The organism is Xanthomonas sp. 3498, from assembly GCF_014199795.1.
GTDB classification, from domain to species: Bacteria; Pseudomonadota; Gammaproteobacteria; order Xanthomonadales; family Xanthomonadaceae; genus Xanthomonas_A; species Xanthomonas_A rydalmerensis.
The window spans coordinates 791,932-809,771 of the sequence record NZ_JACHOH010000001.1 but is presented as its reverse complement, the minus strand read 5'-3'; the positions used below and the strand labels follow the sequence as shown (position 1 = coordinate 809,771).

Sequence of the window (17,840 nt, the reverse complement as noted above, 5' to 3'; positions counted from 1 at the left end):
TAACCGCGGGATGAGCGGCCGCGGCGGCGTCAAGGCCGTGCCGACGCGCTTGCGGCTATCCTTTGCCGCGGTTCCCTCTCTTCGGTCAACGGCCTATGTCCGCTACCTCCAAGGTTCTCGCCATTCCCGCGCTCGCGCTGATCGCGATCGGCCTGAGCGGCTGCTTCGCCCGCAAGCAGGACGGCCTGGTGAAAGAGACCTTCAATTCCGACAACACCTATTCGCGCAACTACCCGGTGCAGCCGGCGCAGGCCTGCGAATCGGCGCGCCGCGCGCTGCTCAGCCAGGGCTACGTGGTGTCCAAGGCCACCGCCGATGCGGTGGAGGGCACCAAGAACTTCCAGCCCAGCGACGATCTGCACGAGCAACTCGAGTTGCGCGTGTCCTGCGTGGCGCACGGGCAGGACGAGTCCTGGGTGTTCGTCAGTGCATTGCAGGACCGCTATGCGTTGAAGAAGAGCCCGACCTCGGCCAGCGTCGGCGTCGGCGTGCTCGGCTCGGTGTCGCTGCCGATCGGCAGCAGCGACGACTCGATGGTGCGCGTGGCCAGCAGCACGGTGCAGGACGGCGACTTCTACAAGCGCTTCTTCCAGCTGATGACCGAGTACCTGCCAAAGAGCAAGCCGGCACCGGAGCCGCCTGCGCATCCGCCCGCGGCCGTGACGGCGCCGGCCCCGACGCCGTCCGCACCGGCACCCGTGCCGACTCCGACGCCGACTCCGACGCCCGCCGCGGCGCCCACGCCGCCGCCGGCACCCGCGGCCACCACCGCGGTGCAGCCGCCGGCCACCACGGCGCCGCCTAGCAGCGGTCCCGGCGGCGCCGACTGATTCAGGTGCAGCTGTAGAAGCTGAATGCGGCCGATTTCGCTTCACGAACCATTCGCGAAGCCGGTGAGAAGGTGGCGCCCGTCGAGAGCGCGGTGCTTGTGCATCGGCTCCGCCACCCAGGAGCAATCAGCATGAACACTCTCAAGTCCGCCTTGTGTCTTTCCGTGCTCGCCATCGCCACGGCCGCTGCGCCGCTGGCCGAGGCGCAACGCCACTACGGTCCCGAGGACGCCGGCCGCCGCTTCAGCGACGGCACCCGCGTGCACTGCAAGAAGGTCGCGGTGCGCAAGAACAGCACCGACCCCGACCGCATCGGCGGCACCGTGGCGGGTGCAGCGATCGGCGGTCTGCTCGGCAACCAGATCGGCAAGGGCGATGGCCGCAAGCTGGCCACGGTCGGCGGCGCGGTCGCCGGCGGTGCCACCGGCCGCTACATCCAGGGTCAGCGTCAGCAGGCCAATGGCAATCGCGTGGTCGAGACCGTCTGCAAGCGCTATTGAGTCGCGCGACCGCAGCGTGCCGATCGGCGCCTGACGCCGACGCGGCAACCTGATGCAGCTCGCCCCGGCGGAGGCCTCCGCCGGGGCGTTTTCGTTTTGGTGTGCGGTGCGACGTTGCGCGATGTGGCGACGCGGTGCCTCAGTCGGCAAGCAAGGCGCGCAGTGCCACGTCCAGTTGCGGATAGCGGAACACATAGCCCTCGCGCTGCGCGCGTGCCGGCAGGACGCGCTGGCTGCCGAGCAACAGGTCGGCCATCTCGCCGAAGGTCAGGCGCAGTGCCGCCGCCGGCATCGGCAGTAGCGCAGGGCGATGCAGCGTTGCGGCGAGCTGCTGCGCGAATGCGGCGTTGGTCACCGGCGCCGGCGCCGTGGCGTCATAGGAGCCTTCGCCGCCTTGCTGCAGCAGCCACATCAGCAGCCCGACCTGATCGTCGCGGTGAATCCAGCTCATCCATTGGCGGCCATCGCCCATGCGCCCGCCCATGCCGAAACGGAACGGCAGCAGCATCCGCGCCAGCGCGCCGCCGTCGCGGCCCAGCACCACGCCGGTGCGGACCAGGCTGGTGCGCACGCCCAGTTCCTGTGCGCGCAGCGCCTCGGCTTCCCAGTCGCGGCACAACTGGGCGGAGAAGTCGTCGCCGGGCGTGCTGTCTTCATCCAGGACCTCGTCGCCGCGGTCGCCGTAGTAGCCGATCGCCGAGCCGGAGATCAGGCAGCCCGGACGCTGCGCGGCGTCGAGCTTGCCTATCCAGTCGATCAGCGCACGGGTGGTACCGATGCGTGAGGTGCGGAAGCGGCGCTTGCGCATGGCGCTCCAGCGGCCCTCGCCCAGCGGTTCGCCAGCCAGGTTGATCACCGCGTCGGCCGGTGCGGCGCGCTGCAGGTCGTCCAGCACCTGCACCGCCGGCAACAGCCGCGCCGCGCGTGCGGGGTCGCGGGTGAGCACGCTGACCTGATACCCGGCGGAGAGCAGAGCCGGGCACAGCGCGCGGCCGATGAATCCGGTGCCTCCGGTAACGAGCACGTGCATGCAGGGGGTCGCTTGCGCCAAGGGAGCCGCAGTGTAGGGGCGCTGGGCATGGCGGAAGAGTGAATACCGGGGGCCGTCGATGTGGCGGGTGGTTTCGCGATGCCTGCACGGGCCATGCGGCACGCTGCGCGGGCGCCGCCGCGGCGCGGCCAACGGACGTTCCTGCTCGCGATGCCCGCTCCATGATCCAACTACCCCGCTTCGCTCGCATGCCGCGTCTGCGCCGCAGCGTTGGCCTGATGCTGGCCACACTGCTCGCCAGTGCCGCGGCCACTGCCGCGCCAGCGCCGGCCGACCAGGCCAGCGCGGCTTGCCTGGCGGCACTGCTGGAGCGGTTGGGCTGGCGCCTCGGTAGCACCGCCGCCGCGCAACCGCAGATTGCGGCCGGCGCGCCATGCGAACGCGGTTCGCTGGCCGAGGCGCAGGCGCACGGCGATCTGCAGGCGGCCTTGCCCGCGACCTGGAACGCCGCGCAACGGCAGCAGGCGCTGCGTGCCTTGCTGGACGCGCCGGCGACGCAGTGCGGTTATTTCCTGCAGCTGGGCGCGGCCACCACGCGCGCGGTCGCACGGCTGCAGGACAATCCCGGCTATCGCTTCTCGGCGCTGCAACTGGGCTGGATCGGCTTCGGCCTGCGCGGGGCGCAGGCGCAGGGCTGGGAGCGCTTCCGCAGCTTCGGCCGCGGCTATCGTCCAGCAGGCGGCAATGCGCAGGCGATCGAGGCGTTCTACAGCGGCCACGTGCGCTCGGAATGCGGCGTCGGCCGGCAGATCGCGCAATTGGCCACACAGCGCGAGCTGTACGGCGATGCCGCATTCGATCGTGCGTTCAGTGCCGACGAGGTGTCGATCGGCACCTTCCTGACCTTGCACGACACCGACAGCATCCTGCTCGGCGCGCATGCCGGCACCTTCTTCGCCGACGGCAAGGCGGTCAAGACGTCGCAGCGCGGCCGTGCCGCCTTCCTCGGCGCGCCGGGCTATATCGTGCATGTGTTCGAGCGCCGCTATCTGGACGACATCAACAACCAGGCGGAGAACTTCGTGGTCGCCGCGGTCAGCGCCGAGGCCGCGGCGGCGCTGCGCGCACACGGCGGCTTCGCGTACTACGACGCACAGAACCGGCGCATCTGGGAACTGGCGAAGACCCTGCGCGGCCCGGGTCGCGAACGCTTCGAACGGCTGCTGTACGCGCGCGACCTGGCCCTGCGCGCGCGCCTGGATCCGGCGCAGCAGGTGGTGCTCGCGCAACTCGACGCCCTGCTCGACGATCCGTTCTACCGCGGCTTCCAGGTCTACGTGCATCCCAAGGGCGTCAAGCCGATCGGCTATCACGTGGTGCGGTTGCTGGATCGCAATCCGCGCACGCCGTTCGCGGTCGAGCTGACCCTGCACAATCTGCACACCACGCTGTACCAACGCTGGCGCGACCTGCAACTGCGCGATTGCGCGCAGGCGCCAGCGCCGGCGCCCGCCGCCGCACCAGCGCCTTAGCTGCGCGTCACGTCGGCGCCGTCGCTTCGTGAGACCCTAATCCTCCTTTTTTCGAACCGGGAACGACGCATGGAACTGGGACTTGTAGGCTTGGGCCGGATGGGCGCCAACATGGCCGAGCGGCTGGTGCGCGGCGGGCATCGCGTGGTCGGTTTCGACCTGGGCGAGGCCGCGCGCAACTCGGCGCAGCAGCGCGGGGTGGAAGCGGTCGACAGCATGGCCGCGCTGATCGCGGCGTTGCCGGCGCCGCGTGCGGTGTGGCTGATGGTGCCCGCCGGCAAGGTCGTCGACGACACCCTGGCCGCGTTGCTGCCGCTGCTGGACAAGGGCGATGTGGTGATCGACGGCGGCAACTCCTACTACAAGGATTCGATGCGCCGCGCCGGTGAACTGGCCGCGCACGGTATCGCCTATGTCGATTGCGGCACCAGCGGCGGGGTGTGGGGATTGCGCGAGGGCTACAGCCTGATGATCGGTGGCGACACCGCCGCGGTACAGCGCCTGCACGACGTGTTCGCGACCCTGGCGCCGGCCACCGATGCCGGCTGGGGACATGTCGGCCCCAGCGGTGCCGGCCACTTCACCAAGATGGTCCACAACGGCATCGAGTACGGAATGATGCAGGCCTATGCCGAGGGCTTCGCGCTGATGGGGCGCAAGCAGGAATTCGCGCTGGACCTGCACCAGGTGGCCGAGGTCTGGCGCCAGGGCAGCGTGGTGCGTTCGTGGCTGCTGGACCTGTGCGCGGATGCGCTGGGCGCCAATCCGACCCTGGCCGGGATCGCGCCGTTCGTCCAGGACTCCGGCGAAGGCCGCTGGACCGTCGCCGAGGCGATCGACCTGGACGTGCCGGCGCCGGTGATCACCCTGTCGTTGCTGGAGCGGTTGCGCTCGCGCGACGACGATTCGTTCGCCGACAAGTTGCTGGCGGCGATGCGCAACCAGTTCGGCGGCCATGCGATCAAGCACGAGGGCGGCGACACGCCCGCGCCGGGCGGCACGCGTCCAGCCTGACGCCTCAGTCCAGCGTCACGCTGCACCCGGAGGCGGCGCTGCGCACGCCCGCCTCCAGCAGGCGCATCACCGCCAGCGCCTGCGCCGCATCCACCGGCGCGGGCGCGCGCCCGGCCATCGCCTCGCGAAAGGCCGCGTAGCATTCGCGGTAGTCGCCGCGATGCGCGGGCAAGGTCTGCAGCGCGTGCGTGCCATCGGCGCCGACCAGGCGCAACTGGCCGGGCAGGGGATCGGCGCCCCAGTCGGGCGCGCCCGGCGCGACGCCGGCGCGCAACTGCGCTTCCTGCGTATCCAGGCCGTGCTTGAGGTAGCTGCCGCCGGTGCCGTGGACCGCGAAGCGCAGGCCGTTGGCCGCGACCAGCGAACCGGCATGCAGCACCACCCGCAATCGCGGATAGCGCAGCACCGCATGCACGTAGTCCACCGCCTGCGCGCCGGGGCGCTGCAGCGCCAGGTCGGCCTGCAGCGCCTGCGGTGGTCCGAATAGTTGCAGCGCCTGGTCGAGCAGATGCGGCCCCAGGTCGAACCACAGCCCCGAGCCTGGCAAGGCGTGCTCGCGCCAGCGGTCGCCCACCTGCGGACGATGGCGATCGAAATGGGAATGGAACTCGGCGATCTCGCCCAGGGTGCCGGCCTCCAACAAGGCGCGCACGCCGAGGAAGTCGCCGTCCCAGCGCCGGTTCTGGAACACGCTGACGATGCGGCCGACACGTTGCGCCTGGTCGAGCACCTGCTGCGCTTCGGCCACGTCCAGGGTGAACGGTTTGTCCACCAGCACGTGCTTGTCCTGCGCCAGCGCGGCCAGCGCCAGCGGCGCGTGGGTCTGGTTGGGCGTGGCGATCACCACCGCGTCGATCTGCGGATCGGCGAAGGCCTGCGTTGCATCGGCGACCACGCGCGCCTGCGGCCAGTCTGCGCTCACTGCCTCGGCCTGGCGCGAGACCACGGTATGCAGGCGCAGACCGGGCGTGTGTGCGATCAACGGCGCATGGAAGGTGCGGCCGACGTAGCCGAAGCCGAGCAGGGCGAGATTGAAGTCGGACATGGGCGCGGGCGGGAAGCGGCGGGACGCCAGTATCGCCCGCCCTGCGTCGGCGGCTTGCGTATTCACGCTACGGCGATTCGGCGGTCACGTTGCCTGTACAACGGACTAGGGGAGACTGCACGCACACCTTCAGCGGAGGAAGACACGATGAAAACGATCAATGCACGCACCCTGCTTGGCGCCACCCTGGTGGCCGGTTTCGCGTTCGGCGCGGGCCAGGCGTTCGCAGCCGGCCAGGCCACCAGCGCCAAGGACCACGGCACCATGGGCCAGCAGGACACGATGCAGCACGACACCACTGCCCATGACGCCAGCCACCACGACTCCAACGAGCCGGTCACCGACACCTGGATCACCACCAAGGTGAAGGCCGATCTGCTGGCCACCAAGAACGTGTCGGGCACCGAAATCAAGGTCGATACCGTCAACGGCATGGTGAAGCTGTCCGGTACGGTCGCGACCAAGGCGGAGAAGGACAAGGCCGTGGCGGTTGCCAAGAAGATCAAGGGAGTCAAGAAGGTGGATGCGGCCGACCTGACGGTCAGCGCCGCTGCCAAGAAGTAAGCATTGCGATCCGCGGCCGCGGGTGGGGTGCGACGAGGCGCCCCACTCGCGACACCGGCCAATGGCGCACCCTGCGGGGTGCGTTTTTTTTGGGCGGAGTGGCCTAAATTCGCGACCTGCATCGCATTTCGCGCCGTTTTGACACCCGCTCAGACATCATGCCTTCATGTTCGTCAACGGATCGCGCGCAATGTTGGACACCCAACCCCACCCGGCCGCGGGGTATGCGGCTTCGGCTGCCGAAGCGCTGGGCGCTGCGCTGTCCAGCCGTGACACGCAGACGTCGCCGCTGCTGTCCGCGGTGCGCAGGCTCGAAGTGCAGTTGAGCATGTTGTTGACGACTTTCCATGATGATGCCGGTTTCTGGCCGGCGTTCACGACGCTGATGCAGGAACTGGATCAGGGCCTGAGCCAGTCCGAGCGCCGCCGCCTGCGTGGCCACGCCGATTTCCTGCTGGTACGCGCCGGCATGCCGGCCTGGACGCTGGCCGGCACCCACGGCGCCGCCCCTACACTGGCGCGCCAGCCCTGAGCGGCGCGCGCGGGTGGCGCTTCGGCGGCGGCCTGCCGCCGGTACCGCCGTGCGTACTGGCTGGGATAGCGTCCACGCCGCTGGCGCGATCGGGGTATCGCGCGCTCGCTGAACAATTTATCTGCTGCCGGGGAAGATGGGCGACAATGCGCGCCCGCGATGGCCGCAGCCGTTCCTTCTTCTAACGCACCGCTATGCAGACCATCGCCAAACACGATGCTTGGGACCGCTGGCGCCTGCCGCTGCTGGCCCTGGCCGTCGTCCTGATCGTCATCCTGCCCTCGCTGCTGCTGCGGCAAATGAATGCCAGCACCCTGCGCGCTGCCGACTGGGTCGGCCACAGCCAGGAGGTGACCGCCACGCTGAACGCGATGGAAGCGGACATGCGCGACATGGAGTCGGCGGCGATGGCGATGTCGCATGGCGTGCAGTCGCCGATCCTGACCGCGCGCTTCAAGGAGGCGCGCGCGTCGTTGCAGCCGACCATGGCCCACCTGGCCGAACTGACCCGCGACAATCCCGACCAGCAGATCCGCATCGGCCGCCTGCAGAGCACGCTGGAACGGCGCGCCCTGCTGGCCGAGCGCATCGCCCAGGCGCGCGATCCGGAGCGGATCCGCGCGCTGATCCAGGACATGACCGCCGACAATCCGGTGCGCGGCTTGATCGCCGAGCTGCAGCGGCGCGAGGACGAACTGCTGAGCGAGCGCACCGCCGACGCCGAGCAGCGTCGGATGCTCGCCTCGATGATGAGCTGGACCTCGCTGGTGGTGCAGCTCCTGCTGCTGGGCCTGGTGATCTGGCTGCTGCAACGGCAGATCGGCCGGCGCCTGGACGCCGAGCGCCACATGCTGCGCGCCAACGGCCGCGCCGCGGCGGTGCTGCAGACCGTGCGCGAGCCGATCGTGCTCCTGGACAATGGGCAGCGGATGCTGATGCACAACACCGCCTTCGCCGAACTGTACGGCATGGACCTGGCGGATCCGCCGAAGCTGCTCGCCGACGTCGGCGACGGCGTCTGGCAAGATCCGGTGATCGTGCAGCGATTGGCCGACGTGCTGTTGCGCGGACGCGAATTGTGGGATTTCGAGCACGAACAAGTCGGCGCCGACGGCGTACCAAGGACCATGCTGCTGAATGCGCGGCGCATGCCGCTGCCGGACAGCGAGGACGAAGTGGTCTTGATGACGGTCAGCGACATCACCCTGCAGAAAACCGCGCAGCAGCGCATCCAGGAGCTGAACCGGCAGCTGGAGGGCAAGGTCGAGCAGGTGTCGGAAGTCAACCGCGAACTGGAGGCGTTCAGCTACTCGGTCTCGCACGACCTGCGCGCGCCGTTGCGCCACGTCGCCGGCTTCGCCGACAAGCTGGCCCGCCACCTGGGCGACGGCGCCGACGAGAAGAGCCGGCACTACCTGGAGGTGATCGGCACTTCGGCGCGGCGCATGGCCTCGCTGATCGACGACCTGCTGGTGTACTCGCGCCTGGGCCGCAGCGCGCTGCGCCTGCAGGCGGTGGACATGCAGTCGCTGGTGGCGGAGACGCGCTCGGTGCTCGACGCCAACTACCAGTCCGACCACGGCGACAGCGGCCACCGCATCGAGTGGACCATCGCGCCGTTGCCGATCCTGGTCGCCGACGAGAACATGATGCGGCAGCTGTGGCTGAACCTGCTCGGCAATGCGGTCAAGTACAGCGCCAAGCGCGAGGTCGCGCAGATCCAGGTCGACTATCAGGTGCAGCCGGACGGCAGCCATCACTTCAGCGTGCGCGATAATGGCGCCGGCTTCGACATGACCTACGCGGCCAAGCTGTTCGGCGTGTTCCAGCGCCTGCACAAGGCCAGCGAGTATTCCGGTACCGGCATCGGCCTGGCCAGCGTGCGTCGCGTGCTGACCCGCCATGGCGGCCATATCTGGGCCGAGTCCGCCCCCGAACAGGGCGCCACCTTCCATTTCGTCCTGCCTCCGGCGCCCGAAGCGCCCACTACCGAGTTCATCGCATGACCGCCATCCGCACCATCCTGCTTGCCGAAGACAGTCCCGCCGACGCCGAAATGGCGGTGGATGCGTTGCGCGACGCGCGCCTGGCCAATCCCATCGTGCACGTCGAGGACGGTGTGGAGGCGATGGACTACCTGCTGCGCCGCGGCGCCTACGCCGACCGCGAGGAAGGCCTGCCGGCGGTGCTGCTGCTGGACATCAAGATGCCGCGCATGGATGGCCTGGAAGTGCTCAAGCTGGTGCGCAGCGAGGAGTCGCTCAAGCGCTTGCCGGTGGTGATCCTGTCGTCCTCGCGCGAGGAAAGCGACCTGGCCCGCAGTTGGGACCTGGGCGTGAATGCGTATGTGGTCAAGCCGGTGGACGTGGACCAGTTCTTCACCGCGGTGAAGACCCTGGGGACCTTCTGGGCGCTGATCAACCAGGCGCCGGACAAAGAGTAAGCGCGCATGCCCACCACCGGCCCCAGGCTTGGCCCGATCCGGATCCTCATGGTGGAGGATTCGCCGGAGGATGCCGAGCTGCTGTCCGATCAGCTGCTGGAGGCCGGCCTGGAGGCGGTGTTCCGCCGCGTGGAAAGCGAGCCGGCGCTGCGCGAGGCGCTCGGCGAGTTCGCCCCGGACATCGTGCTGTCGGACCTGAGCATGCCCGGTTTCTCCGGGCACGAGGCGCTGCGGGTGGTGCGCGAGGACGGCAACGCGGTGCCCTTCATCTTCGTCTCCGGCACCATCGGCGAGGAGACCGCGGTCGAGGCGCTGCGCGACGGCGCCAACGACTACATCATCAAGCACAACCCCACGCGTCTGCCGTCGGCGGTGGCGCGCGCGATCCGCGAGGCCCGCACCGAACGCGAGCGGCAGCGGGTGGAGCGCGAACTGATGCGCGCGCAGCGGCTCGAGAGCCTGGCCCTGCTCGCCGCCGGTCTCAGTCACGACCTGCGCAACATCCTGCAGCCGCTGCTGATCGTGCCGGAACTGATCGTCGGTCGCAGCGACGATCCGCAACTGCGGCATCTGGCCGACGTCATCGCCGAGTGCGGCCGGCGCGGTCATGAGATGGCCGAGTCGATGCTGTCGTTCGTGCGCGGCTCGCGTACGCCCAGCGAGCCGGTGCGCCTGGCCGAGCTGTTCCAGGCGGTGCAGATGCTGCTCAAGAGCAGCCTGCCGGAGCGGGTGACGCTGAAGGTGGACGTGGCCGATCCGACACTGTCGATCGAGGCCAACTACACCGAGCTGCAGCAGTGCCTGCTCAACCTCGGCCTCAACGCGATCCAGGCGATGCCCGACGGCGGCCAGCTGAGCTTGTCGGCGACGCCGGCGATCGGCGCCGACGGCAGCGAGCAGGTGCGCATCCTGGTCCGCGACAGCGGCATCGGCATGGACGCGGAGACTCAGGCGCGGCTATTCAGCCCGTTCTTCACCACCAAGCCGGACGGCACCGGCCTGGGCCTGATCTCCTGCAAGCGCATCGTCGAGAGCTACGGCGGCCAGATCGGCGTGGACAGCACGCCGGGCGAGGGCACCTGCTTCGAAATGCTGATGCCGCTGCGCGCGACGGCGCCATCGGCCGAACCGGAGTTGTCGTTGCCGATGGGCAAGGGCCAGCGCGTGCTGCTGGTCGACGGCGAGGCCACGCGGCTGTCGCTGCTCGGCAATGCGCTGTCCAGCCAGGGCTATCGTCCGCAACTGGCGTCCGACGGCGCCGCCGCGCTGCGCGACGTCGAGGAGCATGGCCTGCCGGATCTGATGATCGTCGACAGCGACATCATCCTGCTGTCGGCGGTGCGCCTGCTGCTGGCGCTGCAGGACCTGGGCTACCAGGGCCCGGCGATCGTGCTCGAGGACACCGGCACCCACCTGGAACGCGACCACTTCCCCGCCGACATCGCCGTGCACGTCCTGCGCAAGCCGCTGGAAATGCAGCGCGTGTTCCGTGCGGTGGCGCATGCCCTTGAAAGCGGTTGAGGAGCCGGGATTGGGGATTGGGGATTCGTTGTGAAGCGGGGATTCGGGAGTTGGGATTGGGGGTTCGCAGAAGCGGGTTGCGCTGGTCTGATAGCGCCTGTTTGAACCTCGCTGCGATTTCCGCGATGACGCTGGCCTCGCCGTTGCTGTTGCCTGAAACGAATCCCTAATCCCTAAATCCCGAATCCCCGCTTCACAGCCAATCCCCAATCCCAACTCCCCAATCCCGGCTCTTCACTGCTGCGCCGACTGGTCTTCCGGGTCGCGGCGGGCCGGGGCGCGGCGCGGGGGCAGGGGCGGCAGGGTGTCGCGGGCGGTGTCGTCGTGGTCGGCGGCCAGCGCCGGTTCCCAGGGGAAGCGCGGCAGGGTGCGCACGGCGTTTTCCAGCTTGCGCGACCAGGTGTCGTGGATCTCGGCGTACAGCGGGGTGTCGGCTTCCAGGCGCATGCGCTCGGTGACGCGCAGGTCGTTGCGGCGGATCAGCGCCACGTCGATCGGCATGCCCACCGACAGGTTGGAACGGATCGTCGAGTCCAGCGACACCAGCGCAGTGCGCGCGGCGTCTTCCAGTTGCATCTCCGAGCGGATGATGCGGTCCAGGATCGGCTTGCCGTACTTGGATTCGCCGATCTGCAGATACGGCGTCTCCGGCGAGGTGGCGATGGCGTTGCCGAGCGGATAGATCATGTACAGCCCGGGTCGTTCGCCGGCGATCTGCCCGCCCAGGATCAGCGTCGACTGCACGTTGACGCCGCTGTTCTGCGACTGCTCGGAGAGCTTGATCTGGCTGGACGCCAGCACTTCGCCGACGTACTCGGCGACCTCGAACAGATGCCGGAAGGTGCGCAGGCTGCGCGGCGCGTCGGGATCGTCGGCGTCGCGCTGCAGGCGCGAGAGGGTCAGTTGCGTGGTCGCCAGGTTGCCGGCCGACATCAGGGCGAACACCGCCTGGCCCGGATACTCGAACACGTGCAGCTTGCGGTGCACGCGGACGTCGTCCAGCGAGGCGTTGGTACGCGTGTCAGCGGCGAAGACCAGGCCTTCGTCCACTTCGATGCCGACGCAATATGTCATGGCGCTGCCAAAAACCAGGTACGTCCCGATTCTATGCGGGGTGGCTCTGACTTGGCTACCGTTGCTGGCGGCAACCGGGCGGCCCGGAGCGGGCTCAGGGCGCCCTGTACATCCATCAGAACAGCTCGATGCGTTGCACCCCGGCCTGGCCGTAGCGCGCGTGGTGGCCGTCCTGGCTGAGGTACTGCGCGACCAGGGCGCTGGGGTCGCCGACGTCGCCGCTGCTGCGCTGCTGCAGCACCGTCTGGATGCGCTCCAACCGCTGCCGGACCACATCCTGGTACTGGATGTCGCCCAGCAGATCGACGATGCCGTTGGCCAGCTCCTGGTTGTGCGTTGTGGCGTTGGCGGTCAGGGTGTTGTGGAACGACCGCAGGTCGACATAGCTGGCCCGCAGTTCCGCGACGGTGCTCGCCAGCTTGCAGGCGTTGCGCAGCGGCACGCTTTCCTTCAGCTGGCTTTCCAGGGCGAAGCTGTCCATCGCCAGGCGTTGTGCCTGCTCGATGTTCTTCTGCACCAACTGCGCCGCGTTGGCCGAGCGGTTGGCGAGGTTGCGGACCTCCTCGGCGACGACCGCGAAGCCGCGCCCGGCTTCGCCGGCCCGGGCCGCCTCGATCGACGCGTTGAGCGCGAGCAGGTTGGTCTGCGCACTGATTTCGCGCACCAGTTTGACCAGATCGCCGAGCGCGCCGATCTCGTCCACCAGCCGATGCACATTGGCGTACTCGTTGGACAGCATTTGCGGCAGCGCCAGAAGAAATTCGCCGGTTTCCTCGATCAGCTTGGTGCTGGCGACGATATCGTCCTGCAGGCTCACGTTGTTGTGCGCCGAGTTGTGCAGGTATTGCAGCAGTTCATCGGAATGCTTGCGCAGCGACTCCAGCTTGCGAAGGATGTTCAAGGCCGAATGCTCGGTTTCCTGGATCACGTCCTGCAGGCGCTCGTGCATCGCCACATCCAGTTTCGCCCCGGCCTCGGCGTCGACGCGCTGGTTGTGCGCCAACACGCGGCCTTGCGACGCGCTCGCTTTCAGTTCGCGCCAGCCTGCGAAGGGCAGCCGGAACAGCCACAGCGCCAGTACGGCGGCGCCGAGCACGGCGATGCCGGCGGCGAGCGTGGCCTGCAGCAGCGGACGGCCGCTGGCATGGCCGAGCAGGAGCCAGCAGCCAAGCCATTGCCAGGGCACCAGCACGGCGAGGCCGCACAGCACGTGCCGTCGGAAGCGCGCCAGCGGATCGGGAGAGGAAGCGGGGGCTAGCATGGGAGAAGCGTCCTTTCGGCTATGCGCCGGGCAGCACCTGTTTGATCACCTGCAGAAGCTCGGTGGGGGCGACCGGCTTGACCAGCCAGCCGGTCGCGCCCAGGGTCTTGGCTTCGTCACGCCGAGTCTGCTGGCTTTCCGTGCTAAGTACCAGCAGCGGCGTGAAGCGCAAGCCAGGCAGTTGGCGTGCCTGGCGGATCAGTTCCAGGCCGTCCATGTTGGGCATGTTGATATCGGTGATGATCAGGTCCGGGCGCGGCCCGCTGCGCAGGCGCTTGAGCGCCTGCACGCCGTCGCTGGCGGTCTCCACGGTCAATCCGCCGGAGAGCTCCAGGCTGCTGCGCAGACTCATGAGCATCGTGGCTGAATCGTCGACAAGGAGGATGGATTTGGACATTGGGTGGGGGTTCCTTGAATCAGGGATGGAGGGCGGAATGCAGCCATTGCCGCAATTGGCAGTCCTTGGGCCAGGCGGACACGCCGGCCTGCGTCGCCATCAACGCCTGCAGCACCGCGGTATGCAGGTGTTCGCAGTCGGCGCAATTGAGCTTGGCATTGCGGTTGGCCTGCAGCCACGCCAGCAGCGTTTCGGCGTCTTCCACGCTGACCACGCCGGCCAGGGTGGCGGAGCGCTTGCGATACGCGATGGGCATCAGAGCAGCTCCTTGGGATTGAGGACCATCAGCACCGAGCCGTCGCCGAGCAGGGCCGAGCCGGCGTAGCCGCCGAGTCCGGCAAGCACGCCGCTCATCGGCTTGAGGATGATGTCGGTGGTGGCGCGGAATTCGTCGACGAGGATGCCGACGTGTTCGCCTTCCACGCGCACCACCAGGGTGGCCAGCGCGTCATCGGCGTTCGGGCGTGGCGGCGCGTCCAGCGCCAGCAGGTCGTTGAGGGCCACCAACGGCACGATGCGGTCGCGCAGCGTGGCGGTGCGCTGTTGCTTGATGGTGCGCACCGACGACTGCGGCACGCGCACGGTCTCCACGACCTGGTCCATGGGGATACCGAAGATCTGTCCGGCGGTCTCGATCACCATCACGTTGCTGACCGCCATCGACAGTGGCAGCGTCAGGCGCAGGCGCGTGCCCTTGCCCGGGGTGCTGTCCAGGCCGATGCTGCCGTTGACCTTCTCGATCGCCGAGCGCACCGCGTCCATGCCCACGCCGCGGCCCGACAGGTCGGACACCGTCTCGGCGGTGGAAAAGCCCGGTGTGAAGATCAGCCGTTGCGCGTCCACGTCGCTGAGGTTGTCCAGCGCCGCTTCGCTGATCAGGCCCTTGGCATACGCCTTGCGCTTGATGACGTGCGGGTCGATGCCGCGGCCGTCGTCGCTGATCTCGATGAGCACGCGGTCGGCTTCCTGCTGGGCGCGGATCAACAGGCGCCCGACCGCCGGCTTGCCGGCGGCGCGACGCTGCTCGGGCGTTTCCAGTCCATGATCGAGGCTGTTGCGCAGGATGTGGATCAACGGATCGGCCAGCGCTTCGACGATGTTCTTGTCGGCCTCGGTGTCTTCGCCCTCGATCACCAGTTCCACCTCCTTGCCCAGCTTGCGCGAGATGTCGCGCACCAGGCGCGGAAAGCGCTGGAAGATGAACGACAGCGGCAGCATGCGCACCTGCATGATCGCGTCCTGCAACTCCTCGGCGATCCGGTTGATGACCGCGTACTGCGCCTTGATCTCGCGGCCGAGTTCGCGCACGCGGTAGTGCTCCTCGGCACGCGATGCCAGATAGGGCAGCCCGTTCTTGGCGACCACGATCTCGCCGATCAGGTCCATCAGCCGATCGATGCGGGCCTGGTCGACTTTCAGGATGCGCGAGCCCTGGCCGCCTTCTTCGCTGCGCCGTGCGCCGGCGTCGGCACCCGATGATGGCGCCGTTGGCGCGGCGATCGTATCGGCGGGTTGCGTCGTCGTTGCAGGCAGCGCGGGCGTCGCGTCGCGGGTGACGACGGGCGTTGCGTCCACAGCGGGTGGCGTGTCGGGTTGCGTCGCCGCGGCGGCTGTGGGCAACTGCCGGGCATGGCACTCCAGCCACTCCAGCAGCGGCTGTGCCGAGTGGCTGACCAGGCTCATGTCCAGGGCATCGGTCAGCGCTGGCTGCAGTGCGGTCTGGCCGCTGGCGGCGCAGCAGGCCGACAGCGTCGCGCCGACGCCGAGCAGACTGCCCGGCGACAGCGGATCGGCCTGGCCCAGGATCTGGCGTTGCGCCTGGATCAGGTTGCGCAAGGCGATCTGCTGCGCCGGCGACAGGGCGATGGCGGCGGCCGCGCTCTGCGCGACCGCATCGTCTTGCTGCAGCACCCGCCGCAACAGCGCCACATCGGGCACGGCGCAGTCCAGCAGCAGGTCCAGCCAGCGCAACGCCGAGGCGCTGCACGAGGTTTCCGGACACTGCTCCAGGCGTGCCTGCACGTGCTGGCGCAACGCGGACAGGTCGCCGCCCTCCAGCACCGCCAGCGCGTCCTGCTGGAATGCCGCATCGTCGGCCCAGGCGCCAGGCTGTCCCTGCGCCACGACCAGCGCCGCTGCCGGCACCGGGTGCCGCACGACTTGCTCGGTGACATAGCGGAACAGGTGGTCCAACGCCTCGGCGCTGGCGCTGCTGAGCGCATGGAACACCACCTGGCAGCGATAGATGTCCAGTTCGGTCGGCGGCGCCCAGGGCGCCAGCGGCTGCACGCGCGTCCAGTGCGTGTCCGGGATCTGCCGCATCAGGTGCAGCGGATCCTCGCCCTTGAAGAAGCAATCCGGTTCGGGCTGGTACACCACCCAGTGCAGCGTCGCGCCGGCGCAGGCCTCGCGGAACAGCTGCATGCGCAGCGTTTCGGGCATCTGCTGCAGTTCGGCCTGAAGCTGCGCATCGACGCTCGGCTCGGTGTCCTGTGCGCCCTGCACGTGTGGCGCGTCGTGCGCCGTCGTCACCCGGGCGTGGGCGGTGTCGGTGGCCATCAGTGCCCGCAGCCCCGCCGCCAGCTGCCGGGTGGCCGCGGACTCGGCGATGCGTTCGGCGCCTTCTTCGAGCAGGTCCAGTTGCGCCGCGACCTCGTCCATCGCCTCGAGCAGCGTATCGGCGAGGTCGCGCGAGTAGGCCACGCGCCCGTGGCGCACCGCATCCATCAGATCCTCGGCCGCGTGCAGCAGCCAGGTCATGCCGGGCAGTTCGAACAGGCCGCTGTTGCCCTTGAGGGTATGCACCATGCGGAACAGTTCGTTCATCAGGGCGTCGTCGTCCGGCGCCAGCTCCATCTCGATCAGATGTTGGCCGATCGATTGCAGCAGGTCGCGCGACTCGGCGATGAACTGGGCGAGCAGGGGATTCACGCGGCGATCTCCCCGAGCAGCAGGCCGGCATAGATCAGCAGTTCTTCCGGCTTGGCCGGCTTGACCAGATAGAAGTTGGCGCCCGCGGCGTAGGCCTTGCGCTCGTCGATCGGATCGGACTCGGTGGAGATCATCAGCGCCGGCGCCTGCGGAATCGGTTGGTCGCGCAGTTCGCGCAGGAAGCCGTAGCCGTCGAGCTTGGGCATGTTGACGTCGACCAGGTAGAGGTCGTAGGGCGCGCACAAGGCCTTCTCCAGCGCCTCGATGCCGTTGATCGCTTCTTCCACGCCGTGCCCGGCGCTTTCCAGAATGCTGCGGTGATACAGCCGCACGGTCGCGGCGTCGTCGATGATCAGGATGCGTTTCACCGGTCCTCCAAGGGCTTCTGGTAGACGATCGCTTCGGGGAACTTGCGAACGCGGAACAAGGACGAGATGCGGCTCATCGACTCCGAATGCCCCAGGCAGACGAAGCCGCCCGGCACCAGCGCCTCGTAGAAGGTCTCCGCGGCCCGGCGTCGCGACAGGTCGTCGAAATAGATCAGCAGGTTGCGGCAGAACACCACGTCGAAGCTGTCGTGGCCGCGCACGTCGTCCGCATCCATCAGGTTGACGCGGGTGAAGCGGACCGCATCGCGCACGTCGTCGCAGAGCTGGAAGCCGTCGGCCTGTTTCTCGAAATACCGCTGCAGGACGCTGGGGGGCAGATGCTGGATGGAGCGCGCGCTGAACAGGCCCTGCTGCGCCTGGCGCAGGATCGCGGTGTCGATGTCCGATGCGATGATTTCCACGTCCCAGTCGTTGATGCGGTTCCAGTACTCGAGCAGGTACAGCGCGATGGAGTAGGGCTCCTCGCCGGACGAGGACGGCAGCGACCAGATCCGGATCGGCTTGCGATCGGTCTTGCGCGCGACGATCTCCTCCATCAGCGACCGGACCAGGCAGCGGAACTGATACTCCTCGCGGAAGAAGTAGGTCTCGTTGACCGTCATCAGGTTGGTCAGCGTCTGCAACTCCTGCCCGGAGGCTTCGAAGCGCAGGGTCACGAAATAGTTGCGGAAATCGCCGCTGTCGGTATCGCGGATACGGTCCAGCAGGCGCTTGTCGACGAAGTAGCGCTTGCTGTCGTCGAAGCGGATGCCGGTCTTGCGGTAGAAGAATTCGCGGAACTTGTGGAAGTCCGCGTCGCTCAGCGACATGCTCATG

General features: G+C 68.5%; 18 protein-coding genes. 9 read left to right on the top strand and 9 right to left on the bottom strand.

Translation table 11 applies throughout. The annotated features are described in order from the left end of the window. Positions 1–95: 95 nt before the first annotated feature. Positions 96–830, top strand: coding sequence for a DUF2242 domain-containing protein (locus GGR66_RS03235; RefSeq protein ID WP_184447184.1), 735 nt, complete (start codon positions 96–98; stop codon positions 828–830). Positions 831–961: 131 nt separating this feature from the next. Then, positions 962–1,330, top strand: coding sequence for a glycine zipper 2TM domain-containing protein (locus tag GGR66_RS03230; RefSeq protein ID WP_160966777.1), 369 nt, complete (start codon positions 962–964; stop codon positions 1,328–1,330). A gap of 139 nt (positions 1,331–1,469) precedes the next feature. Here GGR66_RS03230 and GGR66_RS03225 read toward each other — a convergent pair whose 3' ends face one another. Continuing rightward, on the bottom strand, positions 1,470–2,360 hold the full coding sequence (locus GGR66_RS03225; protein WP_184447183.1) for a TIGR01777 family oxidoreductase: 891 nt from the start codon (positions 2,358–2,360) through the stop codon (positions 1,470–1,472). 239 nt (positions 2,361–2,599) lie between these two features. Between GGR66_RS03225 and GGR66_RS03220 the strand changes: the two genes are divergently transcribed. Then, a complete protein-coding gene (locus tag GGR66_RS03220) occupies positions 2,600–3,853 on the top strand; it encodes a hypothetical protein (protein WP_255421588.1) in 1,254 nt (417 codons plus the stop codon). Between the two features lie 69 nt (positions 3,854–3,922). Further along, positions 3,923–4,867: a phosphogluconate dehydrogenase (NAD(+)-dependent, decarboxylating) gene (gene gnd, locus GGR66_RS03215; protein ID WP_184447181.1), complete on the top strand. Its 945-nt coding sequence runs from the start codon at positions 3,923–3,925 to the stop codon at positions 4,865–4,867. A gap of 4 nt (positions 4,868–4,871) precedes the next feature. Here the strand turns inward: gnd and GGR66_RS03210 are convergent, their stop codons facing one another. Beyond that, complete coding sequence (locus GGR66_RS03210; protein ID WP_184447180.1) at positions 4,872–5,912, bottom strand: oxidoreductase; 1,041 nt, start codon at positions 5,910–5,912, stop codon at positions 4,872–4,874. A 147-nt stretch (positions 5,913–6,059) separates the two neighbouring features. Here GGR66_RS03210 and GGR66_RS03205 point away from each other — a divergent pair, with 147 nt between their 5' ends. The 5 genes from GGR66_RS03205 to GGR66_RS03185 all read left to right on the top strand — a co-directional run bounded on the left by GGR66_RS03205 (position 6,060) and on the right by GGR66_RS03185 (position 10,972). Continuing rightward, complete coding sequence (locus tag GGR66_RS03205) at positions 6,060–6,476, top strand: BON domain-containing protein (RefSeq protein WP_184447179.1); 417 nt, start codon at positions 6,060–6,062, stop codon at positions 6,474–6,476. 166 nt (positions 6,477–6,642) lie between these two features. Next, positions 6,643–7,008, top strand: coding sequence for a hypothetical protein (locus tag GGR66_RS03200; RefSeq protein ID WP_184447178.1), 366 nt, complete (start codon positions 6,643–6,645; stop codon positions 7,006–7,008). 194 nt (positions 7,009–7,202) lie between these two features. Continuing rightward, positions 7,203–9,014 (top strand): ATP-binding protein, encoded by a 1,812-nt coding sequence (locus GGR66_RS03195; RefSeq protein ID WP_160966789.1) that lies wholly within the window; start codon positions 7,203–7,205, stop codon positions 9,012–9,014. Further along, a complete protein-coding gene (locus GGR66_RS03190; protein WP_010343137.1) occupies positions 9,011–9,451 on the top strand; it encodes a response regulator in 441 nt (146 codons plus the stop codon). The genes GGR66_RS03195 and GGR66_RS03190 overlap by 4 nt, the downstream gene beginning before the upstream one ends. Positions 9,452–9,457: 6 nt before the next feature. Beyond that, a complete protein-coding gene (locus GGR66_RS03185) occupies positions 9,458–10,972 on the top strand; it encodes a hybrid sensor histidine kinase/response regulator (RefSeq protein WP_184447177.1) in 1,515 nt (504 codons plus the stop codon). A 234-nt stretch (positions 10,973–11,206) separates the two neighbouring features. On the opposite strand, the gene GGR66_RS03180 is transcribed toward GGR66_RS03185, so the two are convergent. The 7 genes from GGR66_RS03180 to GGR66_RS03150 form a co-directional block, all read right to left on the bottom strand. After that, positions 11,207–12,046 (bottom strand): 20S proteasome subunit A/B, encoded by an 840-nt coding sequence (locus tag GGR66_RS03180; RefSeq protein ID WP_160966793.1) that lies wholly within the window; start codon positions 12,044–12,046, stop codon positions 11,207–11,209. A 115-nt stretch (positions 12,047–12,161) separates the two neighbouring features. Next, on the bottom strand, positions 12,162–13,307 hold the full coding sequence (locus GGR66_RS03175; RefSeq protein WP_184447176.1) for a methyl-accepting chemotaxis protein: 1,146 nt from the start codon (positions 13,305–13,307) through the stop codon (positions 12,162–12,164). 19 nt (positions 13,308–13,326) lie between these two features. Continuing rightward, positions 13,327–13,704, bottom strand: a complete 378-nt coding sequence (locus GGR66_RS03170; protein ID WP_160966797.1) for a response regulator — start codon at positions 13,702–13,704, stop codon at positions 13,327–13,329. A 19-nt stretch (positions 13,705–13,723) separates the two neighbouring features. After that, positions 13,724–13,960 carry a hypothetical protein gene (locus tag GGR66_RS03165; RefSeq protein ID WP_184447175.1) on the bottom strand — a complete coding sequence of 79 codons (237 nt, stop codon included), beginning with the start codon at positions 13,958–13,960 and terminating at the stop codon, positions 13,724–13,726. Continuing rightward, on the bottom strand, positions 13,960–16,635 hold the full coding sequence (locus GGR66_RS03160; protein WP_184447174.1) for a chemotaxis protein CheA: 2,676 nt from the start codon (positions 16,633–16,635) through the stop codon (positions 13,960–13,962). Before GGR66_RS03160 ends, GGR66_RS03165 begins: the two co-directional genes overlap by 1 nt. After that, positions 16,632–17,003, bottom strand: coding sequence for a response regulator (locus tag GGR66_RS03155; protein ID WP_160966800.1), 372 nt, complete (start codon positions 17,001–17,003; stop codon positions 16,632–16,634). Before GGR66_RS03155 ends, GGR66_RS03160 begins: the two co-directional genes overlap by 4 nt. After that, entirely contained in the window at positions 17,000–17,839 is an 840-nt protein-coding gene (locus GGR66_RS03150) for a protein-glutamate O-methyltransferase CheR (RefSeq protein WP_160966801.1), read from the bottom strand. The genes GGR66_RS03155 and GGR66_RS03150 overlap by 4 nt, the downstream gene beginning before the upstream one ends. Between the last annotated feature and the right edge of the window lies 1 nt (position 17,840).